The 21,161-nt window shown below is 28.2% G+C and carries 9 protein-coding genes and 1 other RNA gene; 9 read left to right on the forward strand and 1 reads right to left on the reverse strand.

The annotated features are described in order from the left end of the window. The 9 genes from ACT1UH_RS00770 to ACT1UH_RS00810 all read left to right on the forward strand — a co-directional run bounded on the left by ACT1UH_RS00770 (position 1) and on the right by ACT1UH_RS00810 (position 11,106). On the forward strand, positions 1-1,254 hold the full coding sequence (locus ACT1UH_RS00770; protein ID WP_444705065.1) for a hypothetical protein: 1,254 nt from the start codon (positions 1-3) through the stop codon (positions 1,252-1,254). A 258-nt stretch (positions 1,255-1,512) separates the two neighbouring features. Next, positions 1,513-4,350, forward strand: coding sequence for an excinuclease ABC subunit UvrA (gene uvrA, locus ACT1UH_RS00775; protein WP_444705066.1), 2,838 nt, complete (start codon positions 1,513-1,515; stop codon positions 4,348-4,350). A 67-nt stretch (positions 4,351-4,417) separates the two neighbouring features. Further along, entirely contained in the window at positions 4,418-5,374 is a 957-nt protein-coding gene (gene lgt, locus ACT1UH_RS00780; RefSeq protein WP_438340740.1) for a prolipoprotein diacylglyceryl transferase, read from the forward strand. A 35-nt stretch (positions 5,375-5,409) separates the two neighbouring features. Continuing rightward, complete coding sequence (locus ACT1UH_RS00785; protein ID WP_444705067.1) at positions 5,410-6,324, forward strand: NAD(P)/FAD-dependent oxidoreductase; 915 nt, start codon at positions 5,410-5,412, stop codon at positions 6,322-6,324. A gap of 5 nt (positions 6,325-6,329) precedes the next feature. Next, positions 6,330-7,877, forward strand: coding sequence for a hypothetical protein (locus ACT1UH_RS00790; protein ID WP_444705068.1), 1,548 nt, complete (start codon positions 6,330-6,332; stop codon positions 7,875-7,877). A 12-nt stretch (positions 7,878-7,889) separates the two neighbouring features. Continuing rightward, on the forward strand, positions 7,890-9,443 hold the full coding sequence (locus ACT1UH_RS00795) for a hypothetical protein (RefSeq protein WP_444705069.1): 1,554 nt from the start codon (positions 7,890-7,892) through the stop codon (positions 9,441-9,443). Between the two features lie 208 nt (positions 9,444-9,651). Next, positions 9,652-10,254 (forward strand): 30S ribosomal protein S4, encoded by a 603-nt coding sequence (gene rpsD, locus ACT1UH_RS00800; RefSeq protein WP_444705070.1) that lies wholly within the window; start codon positions 9,652-9,654, stop codon positions 10,252-10,254. Between the two features lie 128 nt (positions 10,255-10,382). Next, an RNA gene (gene ffs / locus ACT1UH_RS00805) (signal recognition particle sRNA small type) lies at positions 10,383-10,478 on the forward strand. Between the two features lie 10 nt (positions 10,479-10,488). Beyond that, positions 10,489-11,106, forward strand: a complete 618-nt coding sequence (locus tag ACT1UH_RS00810; RefSeq protein ID WP_438340745.1) for a hypothetical protein — start codon at positions 10,489-10,491, stop codon at positions 11,104-11,106. A gap of 708 nt (positions 11,107-11,814) precedes the next feature. On the opposite strand, the gene ACT1UH_RS00815 is transcribed toward ACT1UH_RS00810, so the two are convergent. After that, positions 11,815-21,081: a hypothetical protein gene (locus tag ACT1UH_RS00815; protein WP_444705071.1), complete on the reverse strand. Its 9,267-nt coding sequence runs from the start codon at positions 21,079-21,081 to the stop codon at positions 11,815-11,817. Positions 21,082-21,161 lie beyond the last annotated feature (80 nt).

A 21,161-nucleotide genomic window follows, 5' to 3' on the forward strand; every position in this document is an offset into this window, starting at 1 on the left:
ATGAAGGTAACAAGAATTGGACAAAATTATATTTTAAAGGTTAATAATATTAATAAATTATCTCCTTTTTTTAATGAAACTAATGTTAAACTAGTTGACTTTTTGGGCGAAGATCAGCCGTTAGAACTAATTATATCTGATAATTTAACATTTGAGGAATTGGGTAGATTAATTCTATCTTTCTATGGATATAATAAGAATCCATATTATCCAATCTTTGATACAAGTGAATTTGATGAGAAAGAACTTAGAGAAATAACTTTTGAAACAAGAGCTCAAAAAGGCTTGATTGTCAATGTTGATGACTTTTTATTCAAAAAAATAGAATATCTTGATAAGAAATCAAATTATTTTACAGCAATATTATCTGATTTTTCGGTTGTTTCGTTTGAATTTACTCTTAAGAAGGGCATTAAATACGCTGGAGTATCATTGGCCGAAAGATTTAGCGCTATGCTAAAGCAAAACACAGATGCGGTATTAAAGCATTCATTAAAATTTAATAAAACAAATAGGGTCGAAAATAGTAAAAACACAAGCGTTTTTGGTATGCAACTAGCAAAATCTTTATATGATAATAATTACGTATATGCTTTCCATAATTCTCTTGTTCCTTCCTTTGGGGAAGTTTCGGCTACGACGGAATTTTTTGATTTCGGTCTTCTTTCAAGATTAGAACTTTCAACCATATCTAAAGAAATTTCATCAATTTTTGAATGAAGAAGTAAAGATAAAATATATCAGTCATACTTTGAATACATTGCCCCTAGTTTAAATGACCATGAGATGCTTAATATGGGTTCAATAGGTAATTTCTTTGGTTCGAAAGAATTATCGGAATCTGAACATAATGATGTAAAGAAAATTCAAGAAATTCTAAGTAATCCTGAAAAATATGCAGAATCTGAGAAAGAAATGATTGAAAAAGTTAAGAATGGTGATTTAGACTTGCCTTTTGATACTTCAAAAATTCAAACTCGTGATGATTTGAGATACGCATTTATAGAAAGTTTCGTTGAACCTTTAATTGATATGGGAATTGATGAAGCAGAAATCGTTCAAACATTAAAGGAATTTGTTGCTCAGGTTAAACAGGGAACTTTTGTTCCTGGTGTGCCTGCGATGAACATTACGGACTTTGAAGATGAATCATTTATAAGAACTGTGCTTGAAATATATAGAGAAAAGAAGTCAGGAAGAGAAAAAACAAGAGAGCAAGAACAAGAAACAGTAGATGAAGATGAAATAAATTAGGTTAGTTCTTATAATATATTATTTTCATTATTTGCTTGTATTATAGAAATATAAAAAAATAGGTCTTAATTAAGCTAAAAATGGTCTATTTTTTAAATATGATAATAAATATTCTTAATTTAAAATGGTAAACATTCATTATTAAATAATTAGAAATCAAACAATCCATCATGAATATCGTATTTTATTATAGATATTCATTTTTTAATTTTTTATTTACTATTTAAAAACACTAATTTATTAATATAATTCTATATTATGAAACATAATAATATTATTATTAAAAATGCAAGAGAAAATAATTTAAAAAATGTTAATCTTGAAATACCAAGAAATAAATTTGTCGTTTTCACCGGGCTTTCAGGGTCTGGAAAGAGTTCACTAGCATTCAACACCATCTATGAAGAGGGGAGAAGAAGGTATGTTGATAGCTTATCAAATTATGCTAAACAATTTTTAGGTGGAACAAAAAAACCTGATGTGGATAGTATTGAAGGATTGAGCCCTGCCATTTCTATTGAGCAAAAAACGGTCCACAATAATCCTCGTAGTATTGTTGGCACAGTAACGGAAATTTATGATTTTTTGAGATTGTTATACGCAAGAATAGCAAAACCTTATTGTTCAAATCATAAAATTGAAATTACAGCGCAAAAAAGCCGAGATATTATTAATTATGTTTTGTCGCAAAATGAGGGCTCTAAAATATTTATATTATCTCCAATAATTAATAATCAAAAGGGTTCTTTTGCTACCACGTTAGCAAAACTAAAAAAGGACGGTTTTCTCAGAATAAAAGCTAATGGTACTATTTTGGAACTAGAAAAAGACCCAATTTTGGATAAGAATAAAAGGTGAAACATCGACTTAATCATTGACCGCTTTAGTTTATCAAATGATAAAGAAACAATGTCACGTGTTGCTGAGGCTGTCGAGATTGCTTTATCTTATTCTAATGGATTGGTGACTATTGAGGTTGTTGAAGGACAAACAAACACATATTCAACAACACATAGCTGTAAATACGGCGATTTTAATATGCCAAAAATTGAACCACGACTTTTTTCATTTAACTCACCAAATGGAATGTGTTATAAATGCAAGGGACTTGGTGCCTTACAAAAAGCATCATGAGATTTAATATGTCCAGATAAAACAATGTCAATAAATGAAGGCGCAATATTAATTTATAAAAATATCATTAATTCTCGTAATCTTGAGTGGCAGGAATTTGATAGAATGTTAGGCTACTACGGTATTCCAAAAGACGTGCCAATAGGTGATTTATCTAAGGAACATATAAATATTTTAAAATATGGCTCGATGGAGGAAATTTCCTATACTATTATTTCTGAAAATGGAATTAAATATGAACGTAACAAAAGGATTGAAGGTGTTTGTGAAAAAATTGAGCGTAAATACCTTGATACTTCATCAAATGAAATGCGAATGTATTATTCTCGTTATTTGTCTGATACTCAATGTGATGAATGCCACGGAAAAAGATTGAATAAATTTGCCCTTGCTACTAAAATTAATGGTTTGGATATATATGAATTATGCAATATGTCCATTGAAGAACTTAAAGAATTTATTAATAATATAATAATGACTGACCTTGAAAAAGAAATAACTAATCTTATTTTGCAAGAAATAAACCATAGAATAGATTTTCTTATCAATGTTGGATTACAATATTTAACCTTAAATAGAAAAGCAGAAACGCTTTCTGGCGGCGAAGCTCAAAGAATTAGGTTAGCAACACAGATTGGTGCTAATTTAACAGGTGTTTTATATGTTTTGGATGAACCCTCAATTGGTTTGCATCAAAAAGATAATGAAAAATTACTGAATTCATTGCGAAAAATGGTTAATTTAGGTAATTCCTTGATTGTTGTTGAACATGACGAAGATACAATAAGACATGCTGATTTTATAGTTGATATTGGTCCAAAAGCTGGTGAATACGGTGGAGAAATTGTTGCTAGTGGCAATATTCAAAAAATAATGAGCACAAATGAGAGCATTACTGGCCAATATCTTGCAAAAAAACTTGAAATTAAGGTGCCAAAATCAAGGCGTTCTGGTAATGGTAAAGTATTAACATTAAAAAAAGCTACTGCTAATAATCTAAAAAATATAACGCTAAAATTTCCGTTAGGTAAATTTATTGCAATTACTGGTGTTTCTGGGTCTGGTAAATCTTCCTTAATTAATCAAGAATTGGTTAAGGAATTGGAAAACGCGATGAATAGAAAGGCTTATTATAGCCTTGTTAAAAACGAAAAAATTAATGGATTTTTAGAAGTCGATAAGTTAATTAAAATTGATCAAAGTGCAATTGGGAGAACACCAAGATCTAATCCTGCTACATATACTGGTGTATTTGATGATATTAGAGAAATATTTGCTAATTTAGAAGAATCAAAAATTAGGGGATTTACTAAATCAAGATTTTCATTTAATATACCAGGAGGTAGATGTGATAAATGTGAGGGTGATGGTGTTATTAAAATTGAAATGCATTTTTTACCCGATGTATATGTGACATGTGATCACTGTGATGGTCAAAGATATAATTATGAAACTCTTGAAGTAAAATATCATGGAAAGTCAATAAATGATGTGCTAAATATGACTATCGAAAAAGCATATACATTCTTTATTCAAAAATCTAAAATTAGAGATCAATTGCAAACCTTAATTGATGTCGGTTTAGGATACATAAAACTCGGACAAAATGCAACAACATTATCTGGTGGCGAAGCACAACGAGTTAAATTAGCAACTTATTTGCAAAAGAAACCTACTGGTAAATCGTTATATATTTTAGATGAACCAACAACTGGCCTTCATTCTTATGACGTACAAAATTTATTGAATGTTTTGAATAGAATTGTCGACAATGGCGATACAGTTATAGTTATTGAACATAACCTCGATGTAATTAAGAGTGCCGACTATATTATTGATTTGGGCCCTGATGGAGGTAAGTATGGAGGCAATATCGTTGCAACCGGAACACCTGAACAAGTTGCTGATGTTAGCTACTCATATACTGGCCAGTATTTAAGTAAGATATTAAAATCATCATAAAAATTTATTAAATTAAAATATAATTTTATATAAATTATATATAAGTAATTCTTTATTATTTTTTATTATGAAGGGAGAAAGTATGAAGGATTATGCAGGCGTTAGTCTTCAAGTTGGCCCTTTTCACGTATATTCTTTAACTTTAATGTTAGGTATGATATGTGCAATACTGACAGTTGCTTATTTCTGAAGAAGAGAAAAATATTCCTTTGAGCAATTAGCAATTCTGATTTTTATTGCTTTGCCTACCGCTATTGTTGGTGCGAGATTTATCTTTGTCGTTCAACAACTAATTGAACATAGAGGATGACCAAATGGGCCTTGATATACAATATTTTATGTATGGCAAGGAGGTTTATCTATTCATGGTGGGGTTATTACTGCTACAATTTGTTGTGTATTATACATTGTATTTTCAAAAAATCCAAAGAGGATAAATTTAAGAAAAGCATTTTCTATTATTTTACCTGCCGTTTTCATTGGTCAAGCTATCGGTCGTTGAGGAAACTTTGCTAATCATGAAGTTTATGGACAAATTATGTCTGAAACATCGTTTGCATTTAAGATATTACCTAAGTTGATTAGAGACCATATGTTTATTAATGGACACTATCGTCTTCCATTATTCCTATATGAATCAATTGCTAACTTATTTGCTTATATCTTGCTTGTTTGAATTTTAAACAATTACAACTGATTAAGACCTGGAACCACTGGGGCATTATATATTATTTTTTATGGAATTCTACGTTTTGGAATGGAACCATTACGTCAAGATAATTATGGTATCTATAAGGTAATTTCAGCTTTATATATGGTCGTTGGTACGGTTTTATTAATTCTATTTGAATTTGTAATTAAGCTAAACTTTAATGTTTATAAGGTGTATAAATATAAGAAAGAATGAACTCATAAAATATTCTACTTTATTGTTTATGAACCTAAAAATGACAACAAAGGTCTATTAAGAAGAGATCTATTAAGTCGTAAAGAAGCAGAGGATCAAAAAATAACGTTAGCCTAAAAAACTAATGTTTATTTTTTTAAAAAAGGAGAAAAATGAAAAAAGTATTTGATGTTTTAATTATTGGTGCAGGTCCAGCTGGTTTAACAGCAGCTTTATATTTATCTAGAAATGAGTATAATGTAGCTTTTATTGAATCATCTGTTCCCGGCGGTAAAATCGCTCAACAATCTAAGATTGAAAACTATCCTGGTTTTGATTTTATAAGTGGTTTTGAATTAGCAACAAGTATGTTAAATCAAGCAAGAAAAAATGGAGCCAAATATATTTATGGAAAAGTTTTAGAAATTAGGAACATTAGCGATAATGAAAAATTAGTTATTTTAGAAAACGGTGATGAGTATTATGCACAAGTTGTTGTTATTGCTAGTGGAATGACTAATTTAGTGCCATTATCAATTGAAAATATTGAGAAGTTTAGGGGACGTGGAGTTTCTTATTGTGCTGTATGTGATGGCGCCTTATATAAAAATGAACCATGTGCAATTATTGGTGGTGGAAACTCAGCATTTGAAGAATCGACTTTTTTAGCAGCAACCGCATCAGAGGTGCACATTTTTGTAAGAGACATAGTTAGAGCTGAAGCAAAAATTATTAACGATGCAAAAAAGCATGCAAATATTTATATTCATTATAACTCTGAAATATTAAAACTTCAAGGTGAAGATAAATTAGAAAGTATTATTGTCAAAATTGATGGAAATATTCAAGAAATGAATATTAAGGCAGTTTTTCCTTATATTGGTTTTAAGGCTGCGACATCGTTTATTTCTAACAAAGAAATGTTAGATGAGCGTGGTTTTATAATAGTTGATAAAAATATGGAGACACAATCCAAAAATATCTTTGCCGTTGGTGATGTTGTAGCTAAGGATATCAGACAAATTACAACTGCAACTAATGACGGCACTATTGCGGCAAGAGTTATTTCCTCACGTATTATCAAATAATAAGTATGTCAAAGAAAACAATTTTTAAAATTATTCCTACGATTTTTTCGCCACTCAGCGTGGCTTTTTGTAATTCTTGTCAAGTCAGCGAAGATGATAATGTTAATTTAATGGTTCCGTTTGTAGAAACCCATGAAAAAAAAGCATTTGCCACTATTGTAGAGTTAGTTAATAAATTCAATGATACCCTTGATTCAAAATATGCCAATCACAAGATTAGAATTCGCAACTCATTTGACAAAAAAAACATTAACAATAAAGTTATTTTAGAGCTAAATATCAAAGATAGTAGAACACCTTCCTTAATTCTTTCCTACCCTTCTATTGTTTCGGCTATTCATTATAATAACCGATTAGTTGAACTAACCGATATTGCAAAAAAGAGTAATATTGAGAAAAAGATTTTAGATTATAATAATCGTCTTGGTTTTGATAATCAAAACGAAATTTTTAGCCTACCTGTTGGCATTAGTTCAGAGATGCTTATTGTCAATAAAAGATTATTAATTAATTATTTTTATTTAATTTATGACAAAATCAAAGAATCATCAGAACCTTTTTTAGCTAGATTTAAAAATTTTAAAATTATTAATACAATAAGAAGTTTTATACCAACTAGTGCAGATAAAAAAAATGAGGAATTAATTAATTATTTAAGTAATAAAATACTTTGCTATGATGATATGTTTAACGAGTTTGTTGATCTTATAAAAAAAATGGAAATTAATGAGGATAATACAAGTATTTTATTTGTTAAACATATCGAAAATTATATTTTTGAGACCTTATTTAAAAAAGCTGGATCTGACTTTAATAATTATTTTCTTAAATACAATCAAGATTTTAAAATAGATTATGCCAATATTTTTAAAATAAATAGGAATGAGTATGAGGAATTTAGAGAAACTCTTATGAACTTCTATACTGCCCTAAAATCAAAAAAAATTGATATTGATGTTACAAAAAAAATAACTATTGAAGGGCTACAAGACCAACTTTTTACCTTCATAACAACCAGAGCATATAAGTATAATCTAAAATATTTCTTAAATCATCAGGATGATTTTTTGATTTTAGATGTGCCTCATCGTAAAACTAAAGAAGATAAAAAAGGCTCATTTTTTATCCAAGGTTTATTTCTCTCTGCAATCAAATCGGCTGTAGGCGCGAAAAATGAGGTCATAAATCTTTTTTTAGATTGAATGTATAATCAAAATAATAGGCATGAGCAAATTGTTGATGGGAGGCCTCTTTATTTAACGCCAATTGAATATTTAAGCTATCAACTTGATTATATTTTTCCCACAAAAAATTTTAAAAATGAGATAAAAAAACACAACTATTCAAATATTGCGAATGATTTAGTTTTAAAAAATATCTTTGATAATGACCTGATACCCTTTAGTGATCTCATCGATATAAAAGAATCTAAATTTAGGGAATATATTAAAATATTAGTTGAGAATAACCTTATTGAAAAAATAAGAAGGGATATATCACCAAAACAAGCAACAGATGAATTTCTTGTTAAGCTAGAAGAACTTATAAAATAAAGGATAAAAAATATGAAGCTGAAATTATTTCCTAATTTCTATGAATCTACAAACAATAAAATAAATAGCAATTTCGTTAGTAGAAACAATCACATTATTGCTAAAATTAAGGCAGGATATGATAACTTTAATGAGGTTACTATTAAATTATTAGGATTTGCTATTAAGAATGTTTTATCTAATGTTAGCAAGGATAAAAAATCAATTTTAATTGCAAATGATGGCAGCCATAAATTTTTAGCTTTTTTTGAAAATGAATTAATTGATAAAATCAATGGTGATCATATAGACTCATATGGCTATGAGAAAAATGAGCCTGTTAGCAGAGCATTTTGTTCATTTACAAACAGTGTTAGCGAAGCTTTTGTGGTCATCATATATCTTCATAAATATGATAATAATAATTTTGCTATTTCGTTATATGGTAAGAATAATGAACCATTAAATCATAAAATAATTGAATATATTCTAGACGAATATACAAAAGTATCAATAGACTTAGTTAAGGATAGCAATACGCAAATGCGTAATTTAAATTTTAGGAAAATATTAAAGGAATACACTGATTTTCTTTTAAGTAAAAACTTTACTAAAAACGCTAATCATATTCTCAAAATAGGTGTAATTTCCAGTGCACTACAAGATTCATTTGTTAAGAAAATTCTTGGAAAAAATGATATTGCTTATACAGTTTTAAAAGATACATTTAAGCTTGATAAGCCTAATTATTTGAAATTTTCAATTTTTAAACTTGCATTGCTTAAAAATGTGGATTATATTTTTAAATTTTCATTTGACTATGAAAAGGTCTATTTATATAGAAGAAATAATAAACAAAAATATTTTATTCAATATGATTTGGTTGATATCTCTGACCTTGTGATAAATTATTTATCCTTTATTAATAATTACACAAATACAAACAATGACTTTAAAAATCTAAAAAGCATTGCTACATCAAATCTTTGCAAGAAGGAGAATATTACAAACATAGCTAATAAATATAAAATTAACCTTGGTTTTAGTTGAAAATTTGATTCAAAAAATATAGAAAAACCTGATTTTATGTTTTTTAATGAAGATTATCAGGTTTATTTTAGTAATGATAAAAAAATCAAGTATGATGCATTTTTATTTTTTAATATTTTAGTCGATATGTTAAATTATTATCAAACTCAAGAAATGAGATATGATGATATATGTGACCAAAATTTGGACCTATCAAATAAATTGATTATTAGTGAATTTGTTTATGATTGTCATCCATCAAATGTTGTTGACTTTGAGACTAAATTATATATGCAGGATTCAATTGCCCAATTAAAAGTTAGCACAATTGAAGATGTTAGAAAAAATTTTAAGGATAGTGATACAAAGTATGTTGCAAAGTTTAATTTTGAGCAAAGAGAATGAATGGCTATTAAATACGATGCTAAATACGAAAAATTAATTTTTGTGATTCAAGAAAAAAATAATACTAGAGGTAATATTGCAAAAAAAATCAAGAAGTTTATGTATAAATTTACAATAAAATATGATAAACCATTGATTAATTTGACTGAATAAATATTTCTTGCGAAAATAATTAGTTATTGACAATAAAAATAAGGTATAATTGTAAAGCATTGACAACAGCATAAATAATATTATTTAAAAGTTTTTTCTTTGTTTTATAAATTTGATAGTAAGGAAGCTGTTTAACCGAAATCATTAGAGAAAAAAAATATAAATTAAGAATTATTTAATTGTCTTTGCATATTGAAAGGAAAAAAATATGTCAAGATTCTTAGGATCAATTTTTAAAAAATCTAGAAGATATGGAACATCGCTTCTAGAAAATAATAAAGAATTCACAAAGGGTAAGAAGAGAATGACTGCACCTGGTCAACATGGTGCCAAAAGATCAAAACCTTCTGATTACCAATTGCATATGTATGAAAAGCAAAAAGTTAGATTTATGTATGGTTTAAATGAAAGACAATTCAAAAATCTATTTACTGTTGCCGCTAGAAAAGATGGTGTTACAGGTATTAATTTATTGCAACTAGTTGAATCTAGACTAGACAACCTAGTATTTAGAGCAGGATTTGCTCGTACTAGAGCTCAGGCAAGACAATTTGTAAACCATAATCACGTAGTTGTTGATGGACATAAGGCAAACATACCTTCAATGATTATTAAACCAGGTTCTGTAATCGAACTTAAATCTTCATTAGAAAATAATGCAAATGTTAAAGACGCTCTTGAAGTTATGACAACTGCTGCATGGTTAACTCGTGATGGGAATAAGTTTACATATACAAGAATGCCAGAAAGAAATGAGTTTGCAAAAGAAATTGATGAATCATTAATTGTTGAATATTACAACAGACGTTAAAATTTGCGCTTCGGCGCATTTTATAATTCATTTTGGTACATTTGTTAATGTTGCAAAATAAAGTAGTTTATTCAAAGTGTTTTTTTGGATCGATTTAATATAATAAAATGCTTGCAAATATAGTATAATAATAAAGCCATGAGAACGGTAACCTTGTAAATTGGTCAGGATAGAGATATAGCAGCCATATCGAGAAGTGCAGTGTCTTGTGGTTTTTATTTTAAGGAGAAAGAAATGATTTGCACACGTTTATTAAGTCCTATAAAAAATCAAGAAGATTATGATATATTACCAATTCTTGATTTAGGTGATTTTGTTATTTATAAAAAAATTGCAAAATCTCCGTTTTATAATTCTATTGATTATGAATCATACATAAGCAATGAAGAAACTCAATATAATTTCTACTTTGAGGAAAGTTTATATTTCATTTGTTCTTATGAATTGTTTTATAGTCAGTTTAATAAAGATGCTGTTTTTATTAAAAATATCACTGCCAATAAAAAAATTTCTTATTTTAAATTAAAGCAGTTAAAAAAAATTCGTGAAATAATAAACAATGATGGAAAAGGCGGAACATTAATTACGTTTAAATATAAAGAAAATAATTTTTGACCATTTTATGTTTTTTGCGATCAAGAAATTGCTGAGAAAGAATTTAAATATCTATTAGAAACAGTATATAAATGTGACGTTAATGCAAATATTCAGCTTCATGAAAATTATTTCATTAAAATAAAAACCGCAAATGATGCTTTTTTAAACAAAGAATCATCAGTTTATCATTATGTCCATAATATTATTGGGATTAATATTGAAAAAGCCATTTATGACTTGGAATCAATAAATTAAAAAGTCCAAAAGGACTTTTTAATTTATTATTTTTGGTACCTTATTCCTAATTGAGGGTCTGTTTTTAATCAGTTACAATTTTTTTGAAAAAGAAGATTAAATAATTAAAACATCCAAACAACATATTTGGAAGAAAATTTATCCAATTTTGTCATGTTGTTTGGTTGTTTTTGCATAATAAATTTAGATTTGTGCAATTGCTATACTCAAATCTCTTACTAAAAGGTAAGCCTGAGATTAATTTACACAAAATTTTGTACACTACTGAAAAAATTCTTTTATTTTAACTTAATAAACTCCATAAAAATGGAATATTTATTTTTTTTATACTTAAAGCGGGAAACACGGGAATTGTTCATCTATATATAAATCTTTTAAAATTTTTAGTTATTGTTAAATATTACCCGGTATAAGTAACGAATGATATTTTTTTATCATCTTCTAATAATATACATATTTATTGTCATCTTTTCTAATGATTTTGACATTTTTAGGCATTTGAACTCTTTGGCCTTTTAGTATCATTTTTACCTTATTTTTATTTAGTTTATTTATAACTAGATTATTATATATTTGAGGTCAAAAAAAGTAAAAAATGCTGATTTTTTTAATAAATCAGCATTTTCCCTTTATTTTAGTTATAAAAAATGTTAAAAGTTTAAGTTATTAATTTATGAAAATCATTAATTAATGTTGCAATAAAATATTTTATTCAAAGAACGGTGCATGTCTTAGAGGAAATCCGTCTTTATCTAATAGAACGCCTTTTAGTAGCGTATCCTTATATTTTGTTTTAAACTCATCTCATAGTTTTTTAGCAACTTCTTTTCTTTCATCAATATTTAGGGTAATTTTATCAATTCATATATATTTGTTTTCTTGACTAATTATATTTTCTGGTGCTTCAGCAACCATTGAAACCCAATATTCAACAAAATCGACTTGTGAACTTGCTCTCCAGAAATCCCTTGTATTAGTTCCTTTTCCGATCAAGCTAGAATCAATATCAAGAGCTACTTTTGCTTTGCTGTTTATATCAGCAGCTTTCGTAAATTTGTCAAATTGCACATCAAGTCTTGATTTTTCATTTTCATCCAAGAATGGGTTTAATTTTAAGTCTTTAATAAATTGTAGATAGTCATAATCAAGCTTCTTTAATCTTCTTGCATTAAAGAATATATATTTTAGATAATCATTTTCTGCTTCTATGGCTTGTTCACGCGTTGTCGCTTTATTTTTAAATATTGTTTTAATTTGTTTAATATGGTTTTCCGCAACATTTACTGGGAATGGACCAGCTTCAGGCGGACTTTGCGTAGAATGTTTTTCAACTCTTTCAATAAAGAATGCTACTCAATTTTGAGTTTTACTATCATCTTCTCAACGTTTAGCAAAATTTTCAACTTCCTGTTTAACTTTTTTATATTGATCTATGGTTGTTGTTTGATGAAGTATTTTATTTTGCAATTCAGCTCCCTTATTTCTGAATTCATTTTCATCATTTGAATTGCCTATCCCTTTTATTATTTTTATGTTTGAAATAATAGAGAATAAAAATTTCTTCATTTCACTAAAATCATTAAAGGTAGTTTGACCAGTATATGCGTCTAGTTGAAATCCGCCGTTAGCTCGCTGTAATTTTAAATCATTAAGCTCGGCTTGTTTCTGTCTTTCTATATCTGCCTTAATAGTTTGCAGTTCGTGGTCGGTTGTTGCATCAGAAATTCTTTTGTTAAGCATTGATAACTGTGAGCTGTTTAAACCTCCTCTGCCGGTTTGACCATTTTCATTTAGGTGGCCAGATAGGTCAAATAGTTCAAGTTTTGAAACTTCATCTTTTAGTTTATCTTTTTCCTTAATTAAGTTAAGTTGTTGCTTAACCATATCAAGGTCTTTTTCGCTCTCGATGTGTTTTAGTTGGTTTATTAAATCTTTTTTGTCTGGTGAATCTTTTTGCTTTTCTATTTCTTTTTGAATATTACCTTTTTTCTTTTCTAATGCTTCACGATGCTTCATAATAGCCTTACCGGTAATATGTTTAATACCACTATTTTGGCCATCGATGCTTATGGTGCTATCAAGCTCTCTTTTTAAATTTTCTTTTTCATTATTATCTGTTAATTTATCAATAGCTTCAAGTGCCCTCTTAACAGCATCTTTTATCTTCTTATTATTTTCATTTAATCTATTAATTTCATCAATTGATTGTGCTTGATCAATTTGCTGTTTTAGAGTTTTCTTAGCGAGTGATTTGCCTCCACCAGGATAATTAATTTGATCAATGATTTTCTTTGCTTCATCTTTAGCTCTTTGAAATTCCTTAGACTTTTGCTTAATTTCTTTTTCTTTTTGATTTTCTGCTTCAGTTTTAATAGCATCAAAGTTTTCGATACTATTTGTTGGGTTATCTAATTTTTCTTTCAGTTTTTTCTTTTCATTTTGATCAGTAATTTGCGAAATAACTTCTTGAGCTAAACGTTTTTTGTCTTTATAATCCTGTTTATATTTTCTAACCTTTTGTAATAGTGTTGAAATTTTAGTATGATCAGTCTTAGAAAATTCTGTTAAGAATTCATTTTTCTTTGCTTCTGGTTTAATTTTATCTATTTCTTTTTTTAATGCATCAATATCTGTTTTTAGCGCATTTAGAGTCGCTTCCACAGAATTTTTGTTTGAATAATCAATTTTAGATGTTAGAGATTGTTTAATTTTTTCTTTTGTTTTTAATGAATTAGTTCTTAATTGCGATGGTTTTTCTGGATATGCTAATTTATCAATAAATAAGTTGAAGTTTTGTCTTGTAGCATTTGTAACAAGTTCCTTAATGCCATTGATGGTTTTAGATAAATTTGTATGTTCATTAGGAACATGTATGTTATCGATATCTTTCGTTATATTATTTTTTTCATTTTGAGGAATATTGCTTAAAGTGCCAATCTTGTCTTTTGCAAGACGTTTATAGTTTTGTATTATTTCATTTTTTAAATGATTTTCATTATAAATGTCATTGCCAGTTATTGTTGTAGGAACAGTTTGGTTTAATCTTGTTATTAAATTGTTCTTATCAGCGCCATTATCAAACGAAGAATTAATTACATTTTTGTATGTTTCAATCTTATTAGCTCAACCATCTGGTAGGGCGTTATTAGCTTGATTTATATTTTGTGCTGAATTTAGCTTTTGTTTTATTTTTTGAACTGCTTGTGCATTATTTTCTGAATATTTTAGATTTCCGCCGTTAGCACTTAACTGATTTTTCTTTGTTTGCATATGGCTGCTAAACTTAGTTATCTCAGTTTGTTTTTGATCTAAACTTTGGATATTATTTAATTGTTTAACACTATTTTTTAATGCGGTTTTGGCTTGGGTTGCTTCAGGTGAATCAGGATCTGGATAAGGAATTTTATCAATTAATTTGTTAATTTCTGTTTTCTTATTAGCAATGCTTGTATCACTATCTTGCTTTTCTTTCTTTTGTTTAGCCTTATTTAACTCATCTTCTAAATTTTTAGATATTTCCTCTAATTGTGCTTTTGTTTTTGTAGTTAGATTAGGTTTATTTTCTGAATTGTATGTATTAAGAATATCTTGCAGTTCTTGCTTAATTTTTTTGTATTCATTTTTATTTAAGATTGAATTTATATAATCTTTAATTGCATCTGCTTTTTGTTGAGTTTGCGCTCTTAGTGTTTCTTTTTGTTTATTAATAGCATCAAGAGCTTTTTTGGCGACATCCTCAGCCGCTGTCAATTTTTTATTAGCATCGATAATTTGAGCATCCGTTAGTTTAGCAGTTTTATTAGCCGCTGGTTCTGCTGAGCTAATTGCATTTGTAAGTGCAATTGTTGAATCACTTAATGCCGGTTCTTTAGCCATTTCTGCTTTTGTAGCATTTGCTTTTTCAAGTGTCATTTCTAATTTTGCAATCTCGGCATCGGTTTTTTGATTTGCAGCTACTCTTTGCGTTTCAGCGTCTGTTGTTGCTTGTTCTAAGGCACTAGCCTTATCTGAAATGCTTTTAATTGGATCGGTATTTTTTATGGATTTATTTGTATTAATTTTTTGTTGCAATTGATTAATTATGATAGCTAAATTTGCACGGTTTGAATCTTTCTTTAATGAATCTAATTTTGCTTGTGCATCACTAAGCTTTTTCTTATGCAGGTCTTGCTCGGTATGAAGTCTGTTATTAAAATTAGTTATTGCACTGTTTGCTTCATTTTTTAAATTATTTAATTTATTTTTTTGTTCAATAAATTTTTCGTGTTCTTCTCTGTTGAGTACATTTTCGGCCTCAGAAATGGCAGAGTTAAGTTTTTCTTTTAACTTAGTCATTTCAGGGTCACGTGTTATGATACGATTTGCAACACCCTGCAGATCGTTTTTAGCTTTTGTAAGTTGTCTCTTATTTGTCTCAGCAATTTCTGCATCTTTTTGCGCTTTATCTCTTTTTGCCTTTTCTAGGGCTGCATCAAGTTTAGATTTGATCTGTTCTAGGTCGTGTTTAGTTTTAGAATTAATATTTGTCTTATCGTTATTGTTGTAGTTATTTAGGATTGTTTCTAGTTCGTTTTTGATTTGTCTATAAGCACTATCGTTAGATAAATTTTGATTTTTATATTGTTCAATTTCGTCGGCTTTGATTTGAATCTGCTTTATTAATTTAGATTTTTGGTTATTGATACTATCAAGGGCAGCTTTTGCAACCTTTTCAGCTTCTGCAAGGATTTTATTAGCTTCTTTTATTTGAGAATCTAGAGCCTTTTTATGTGCATTTTTAATGTTATTTGCATTATTTATCGCTTGCTCAAGCGTTTGTTTTTGATTATTTAATTCAGGCTCATTATTCATCGCGTTTTTTGTTGCATTGGCTTTTTCTAATGTTTTTTCGAAATCTTCAAGATCCTTGTTAATTTTTTTGTCTACCTCAGCTTTCTCTGCTTCAGCTATTTGGATAGCATGTTGTAATGCTTCCTTTTTGCTATTAATGCTTTGAATTGAATCAGTAATGCTAGAGCTTTGGTTATTGCTGATTTCTTCTTGAAGTTTGGTAATAACTTCTGTTAAGTTATTAGAGTTTACATCATTTCTTAGATCAGTTAGTTTATCATTAGCTTCCTTTATTTTTTTATCGTGTTCTGATTTTGCTTCTTGAATTCTTGCATCAAATTGTTTCTTTTGTTGTTCAGCCGTTATTTTTAGATTATCAAGTTTTTTCTTTTGTTCCTCATACTTTTCTGATTGACTACTTTTTATAATTTTATCTGTTTCATCTATAGCCTTTTTAATATCTTCCTTTAATTTGATCATTTCAGAATCGTTACTTGTTATTGTACTTGAAAAATTATTTAATGCATCCTTTGAATTTAATAATTGTTGTTTATTAAATTCCTTAATGTCACCATCTTTTTTAGCTTGTTCTGCTTTGGCTTCGGTTAATTTTGAACTTAAATCATTCAAAATTTCATCTAGTTGTTGCTTGGTTTTGTTGTTTAGCTCTTTTTTGTTTTGTGTTTCAAAATCGCTTACAGCTTTGACAAGTTTATCCTTTATGTCCTTATATTCGCTCTTAGTTAAAGCGTCCGCATAATCTTTGATATCCTTTGCTTTTTGATTAATCTGGGTTATTATTTCACTCTTTTGCTTATTTATACTATTTATTGTATTTTCTGCTTCTTGCCTTGCTTGACTTAGTTTTTTGTTAGCATTATTGATTTCGGCATTAGTTAGTTTTTTAGGACTGTGATTTTTCTTAGCTGTTGCTTCTTTTATTGCTTGTTCTAATTTATTTTTTGCATCATTTAGCAATGGTTCTGATTGCATTGAACTTGCAAGAGAATTGGCTTCATTTATGGTTTTACCTAAATTATCTAGTGCTGCCTCGGTTTCTTTGTTAGCTATAATTTTTTCATTTTCTGCTGTTTGTATTGCTTTTTGCAATGTGTCCTTTTTGTGATTTATATCTGCAAGTGGTTGGTTGTCATCAGTTATTTGATTATTTGTGATTGCTTGCTGAAGTTTTTGAATGACATCATTTAAGTTAGCAGAATTTTCATCTGCTTGAAGCTGTGAGATTTTATTTCTTACGTCAAGAATTTTTTGCGCATGAGCTTCTTTGGTGTTTTGTAATTCCTTAGCAAATTCTGTTTTTGTGGTTTCTGCTTTTTTACTTAGGTTTTCTAGTTTTTCTTTTTGACTAACGTATTTATCTGATTCTTCATTTGTAATAATTGCTTCTGATTCGCTGATTGCTTGGTTAAGTTCGTCTCTTAAAGCAGTCATTTTTGGATCTTTGCTTGTTATTGAATTTGAAACATTTGCTAATGCTTCTTTTGCTTCTGCTAGAGCTTGCTTATTTTTAGCTCTTATTTCTGCATCTTTTTCGTCTTTCTTTTGTTTAGCAGAATCAAGATGCATATTCATTTGCGTTACTAAATCATCTAGTTGCTGTCTAGTTTTTTGCCCTAGAAGATTTTTATCATTTGCCTCATAAGATTTTAAAAAGGCATCTAGATCATTTTTAATAGCTTCGTATTCAGGTTTCATTAAAATATCGTTAATATAATTTTGAATTTCAACTTCTTTTTGAGCAATATTTGTTCTGATACCATCTTTTTGCTTATTTGCTTTATCGATGGCATCATTTGCTACATCTTCTGCTTGTTTTAGTGTATCTTGAGCTTGTTTTATAGCGTTATTAGTTAACTTCGGGCTTTGCATATGTGAAGTTCTAGCAACTTCAATTGCTTTTTCTAACACTGTTTTTTGTGTATCTAAATCTGGTTCTTGCTCCATTGTGTTTTTAATTTGTTCAGCATTTTCGATTTCTTGATTTAGTTTGTCAAGAGCAGCTTGTGTAATAGCATCAGCTTTTTCTTTTTCTGCATTATAAAAACTTGCTAAACCATTAAGTTCAGCTGTTGCAGCATCAATATTTTTTAAAGGACCGTTTTCATCAATAACATCATTTTGACTAATCTTTTCTTTGATTTTAGTAATGATGTCAGCATAGTTAGCGCTATTAGGATCACTTTTTGCTTGTTCCAGAACGCTATTAGCACTTTCTTTAGCCTGGTTAAATCTACTTTTTGCTTCTGCTAATTTTTGTTCAAAATCAATAATTTGTTGTTCTGCGCTTTGCTTTAGATTATCAATAGTTTGTTTTTCTTGAGTATATTTATCTGTTTGTTCTTTTGCGATTATTTCACGTGCTTTTTGGATTTCAACATCTAAGTTGTGCTTTAGTTGCATCATTTCGTCATCATTACTTTTGATGCTATCTTTTATAGCCTCAAGTTGGTTTGTTGATAATGAAAGCTGTTCTTTATTTTGTGTATTTGAAAGCAGTTGTTTTGCATTATCTAGTGCGCTTGTGATATTAGATAATTTTTGTTGTAATTCTTGGATAGTATTGTTATAGCTTGGATAATTATTGTCTTTGACTAATTTTAGCGATTCTAATAATGGGGTTGTTATTTGAGGATATTCATCTTTATTTGCATTAGCAAAATCGGTTATTTCAGCAATCTTGTTATTAATTTTTTCGATTTCTTCATCTTTATTAGAATTAATTTGGATAATTTTTGTTTCCGCTTTTCGATTTTTATCCTTAAAATCTTCAACTAATTGTTTTAATTCATCAATAGCATCCCTATTGGTTGGATCTTGGGTTTTGGTTATTAAATCTTTTAGATCTTGTTTTTCAGGATTATATTCATCAGTTGGCATTTGCGATACAAAGTCATTTGCTTTTTTAACTAATTCATCCAATTTAGTATTTAATTCGCTAAATTTTTTATTGATTTCTTCTTTTTCTTTAGGTATTTTATCAATTATTTTTTTTAGATTAACTTTAACATCATCTAATCGTGCGACACCAAAATCGCTAACATTTGGCTCAATGTTAGTATTATAATCTTCTAAAACTTTGTCTAATTCCTTGATTAATGTCTTATATTTTTCAGAATTTTCATTTTTTAGCCCATTTTGAGCACCAATTAGCTCATCCTTTTTGCTAATAATGTCTTCTTTTAATTTGATAATTTCTTCAATTATTTTCTTGCGTTCATCTTCATCAGCATCACGGAATCTTTTAGCCTCTTTAATTGCTTTATTTAGCTCGTTAAGTTTTTCAAGAACATTGTAACTATTTGAGTTAGCATTGTTATTTGTTTCTTCGGCCGAATTTATTCTTGATTGTAGATCCTTTTTAGAAACATGATAAGTTCCGTTGTCCTTAAATTTTTCTTGTTCTAGTTCAGTGTTAAGTTTTTTAGCTTCAACTATTGTGCTTATAGATGCTTCCTTAGATTTTTGAAGGTAGCTATCTTTTAAAGTTTTAGCACCGTTGTTATATTCAACCTCAATTTCATCTACGGATTTTTGTTCATTATCTAATGTTTCTAGCGTTTTTTCAGCATCTTGTATGAATTTTTCAAATTCATTAGTTGAACTAATAATATTATTTTCTTTGGTATATTTAAGATTTTGTTTTGCAATGGCAATTTCTCTGGTCAGATTATCTCTTGCGACTTGCTTTTTAGTTTTCGTTAATAAACTATCAAGCATATTTTTATTTGTAACTAGATCGCCTAACAAAGTATTAGCATTATTGTTTCGTTGTGCATTTTCAATGGCATCGCTAATTTGGTCTCTATTATTTTCATATTCATCAGAAGATTTAATTTTATCTAATTGTTGATGTCCTTTTTCAATTAAGTTAGTTATTTCACTAATTAATTTGTCTTTTTGTTTTGTAATTAAATCACTTGCTTGTTCTGATTTGTTGTTTAGATTAGCTAAAGCTTCTGTAATACTATTTTTGTCAAGTTTTTTTAGAGCTTCATTACCTACATTTATTGCATTTTTTAATTCGTCCTCAATTTTTTGAGAACTAAATAAATCACTAGCTGATTCGATTTCTTTTAATAATTTTTGTGAAGAAGGTAATTCTTGGATTAAACCATCAATAGCTTCTTTAATTTGTTGTGCATCACTTTTTAGTGGTTTAACCTTTTCTAGAATATCTCTTAGTGTAGCAATTTCATTATCTTTGCTCATTTTATTTTTTATGTTGGTTATTTCAGCGTCTAATTTTTTGGCTAAATTTTTATATTTGTCATAATCGAGGGTTGTGTTCTTATAATTTTCGGCATCTTTTACTAAGTCATTAATTTGCTTTATTAGGTTTTGTTTTTCTAATGATAGGATTTTTTGGAATTCTGAAATTTTTTCATGTAAAGAATTTAGTGCTTTTTGTCTTTCTTCTAGGGTTGCATTTGGATTATTAAGAATTTTTTCAGCTTCTTTGATTGCTTTTTCAAATATACCTTTATTTTTGATATCAGAAGGAAATTTTGAATCAATGTTTTTTGCATTTAAAATTTCATCTGTCAGGTTAAACAACACTTGGAGATTGTTTTTTAATTCAATAGCTTTGGCTTTTACTTTTGCAAGTCCATCTTCATTGGTTGCACTATTGTATTGATTTTCCAAATTTGTTTTTTCTTGATTGTAAATAGTTATATATTTGGTAGCAAAAGGTTTATTATTGTACTTAGATTCATAGTTTGCAAGAAGATCACTAAATGACGATTTTTCAGAAATTGCTTCACCATTAAGTAATTCAAGATTATCATATTGACTTTTATAATTCTTGAAATTAATTTTAGATGATTGTAATTTAGTTAATATTTCATCTACTTTTTTGATGTCTTTTATATTCAATAATTGTTCTAGCTCATTTAGTTCTTTTTCAAAGGTTGCATAAAGATCGTGAGTATATGTTTTTTTATCAATTTCATTTTGTTTCTTCCACTCATTCATTCTTTTTATTAATGCCTGCAATTTTGCCATTGTGTGATTTCATTTTATTGTTTCATTTAAAAGAACATAGCCTGTTCCAATTGTTGCCCCAATTGAAACACCAGTTATTATTCCGGCTACAACTTTTTTTCTTCTATTTGTTTTTTTCATAAACACCTCAATAAAATATTTTTTGTATAGTTTTTTACATTAATTTAATATTTTAGATAAAAAAAAAAAAAAAAGAAAAG

Origin of the sequence: Mycoplasma sp. 332, from assembly GCF_052378275.1 — a bacterium.
In the GTDB taxonomy this organism is placed as follows: Bacteria; Bacillota_I; Bacilli_A; order Mycoplasmatales; family Metamycoplasmataceae; genus Metamycoplasma.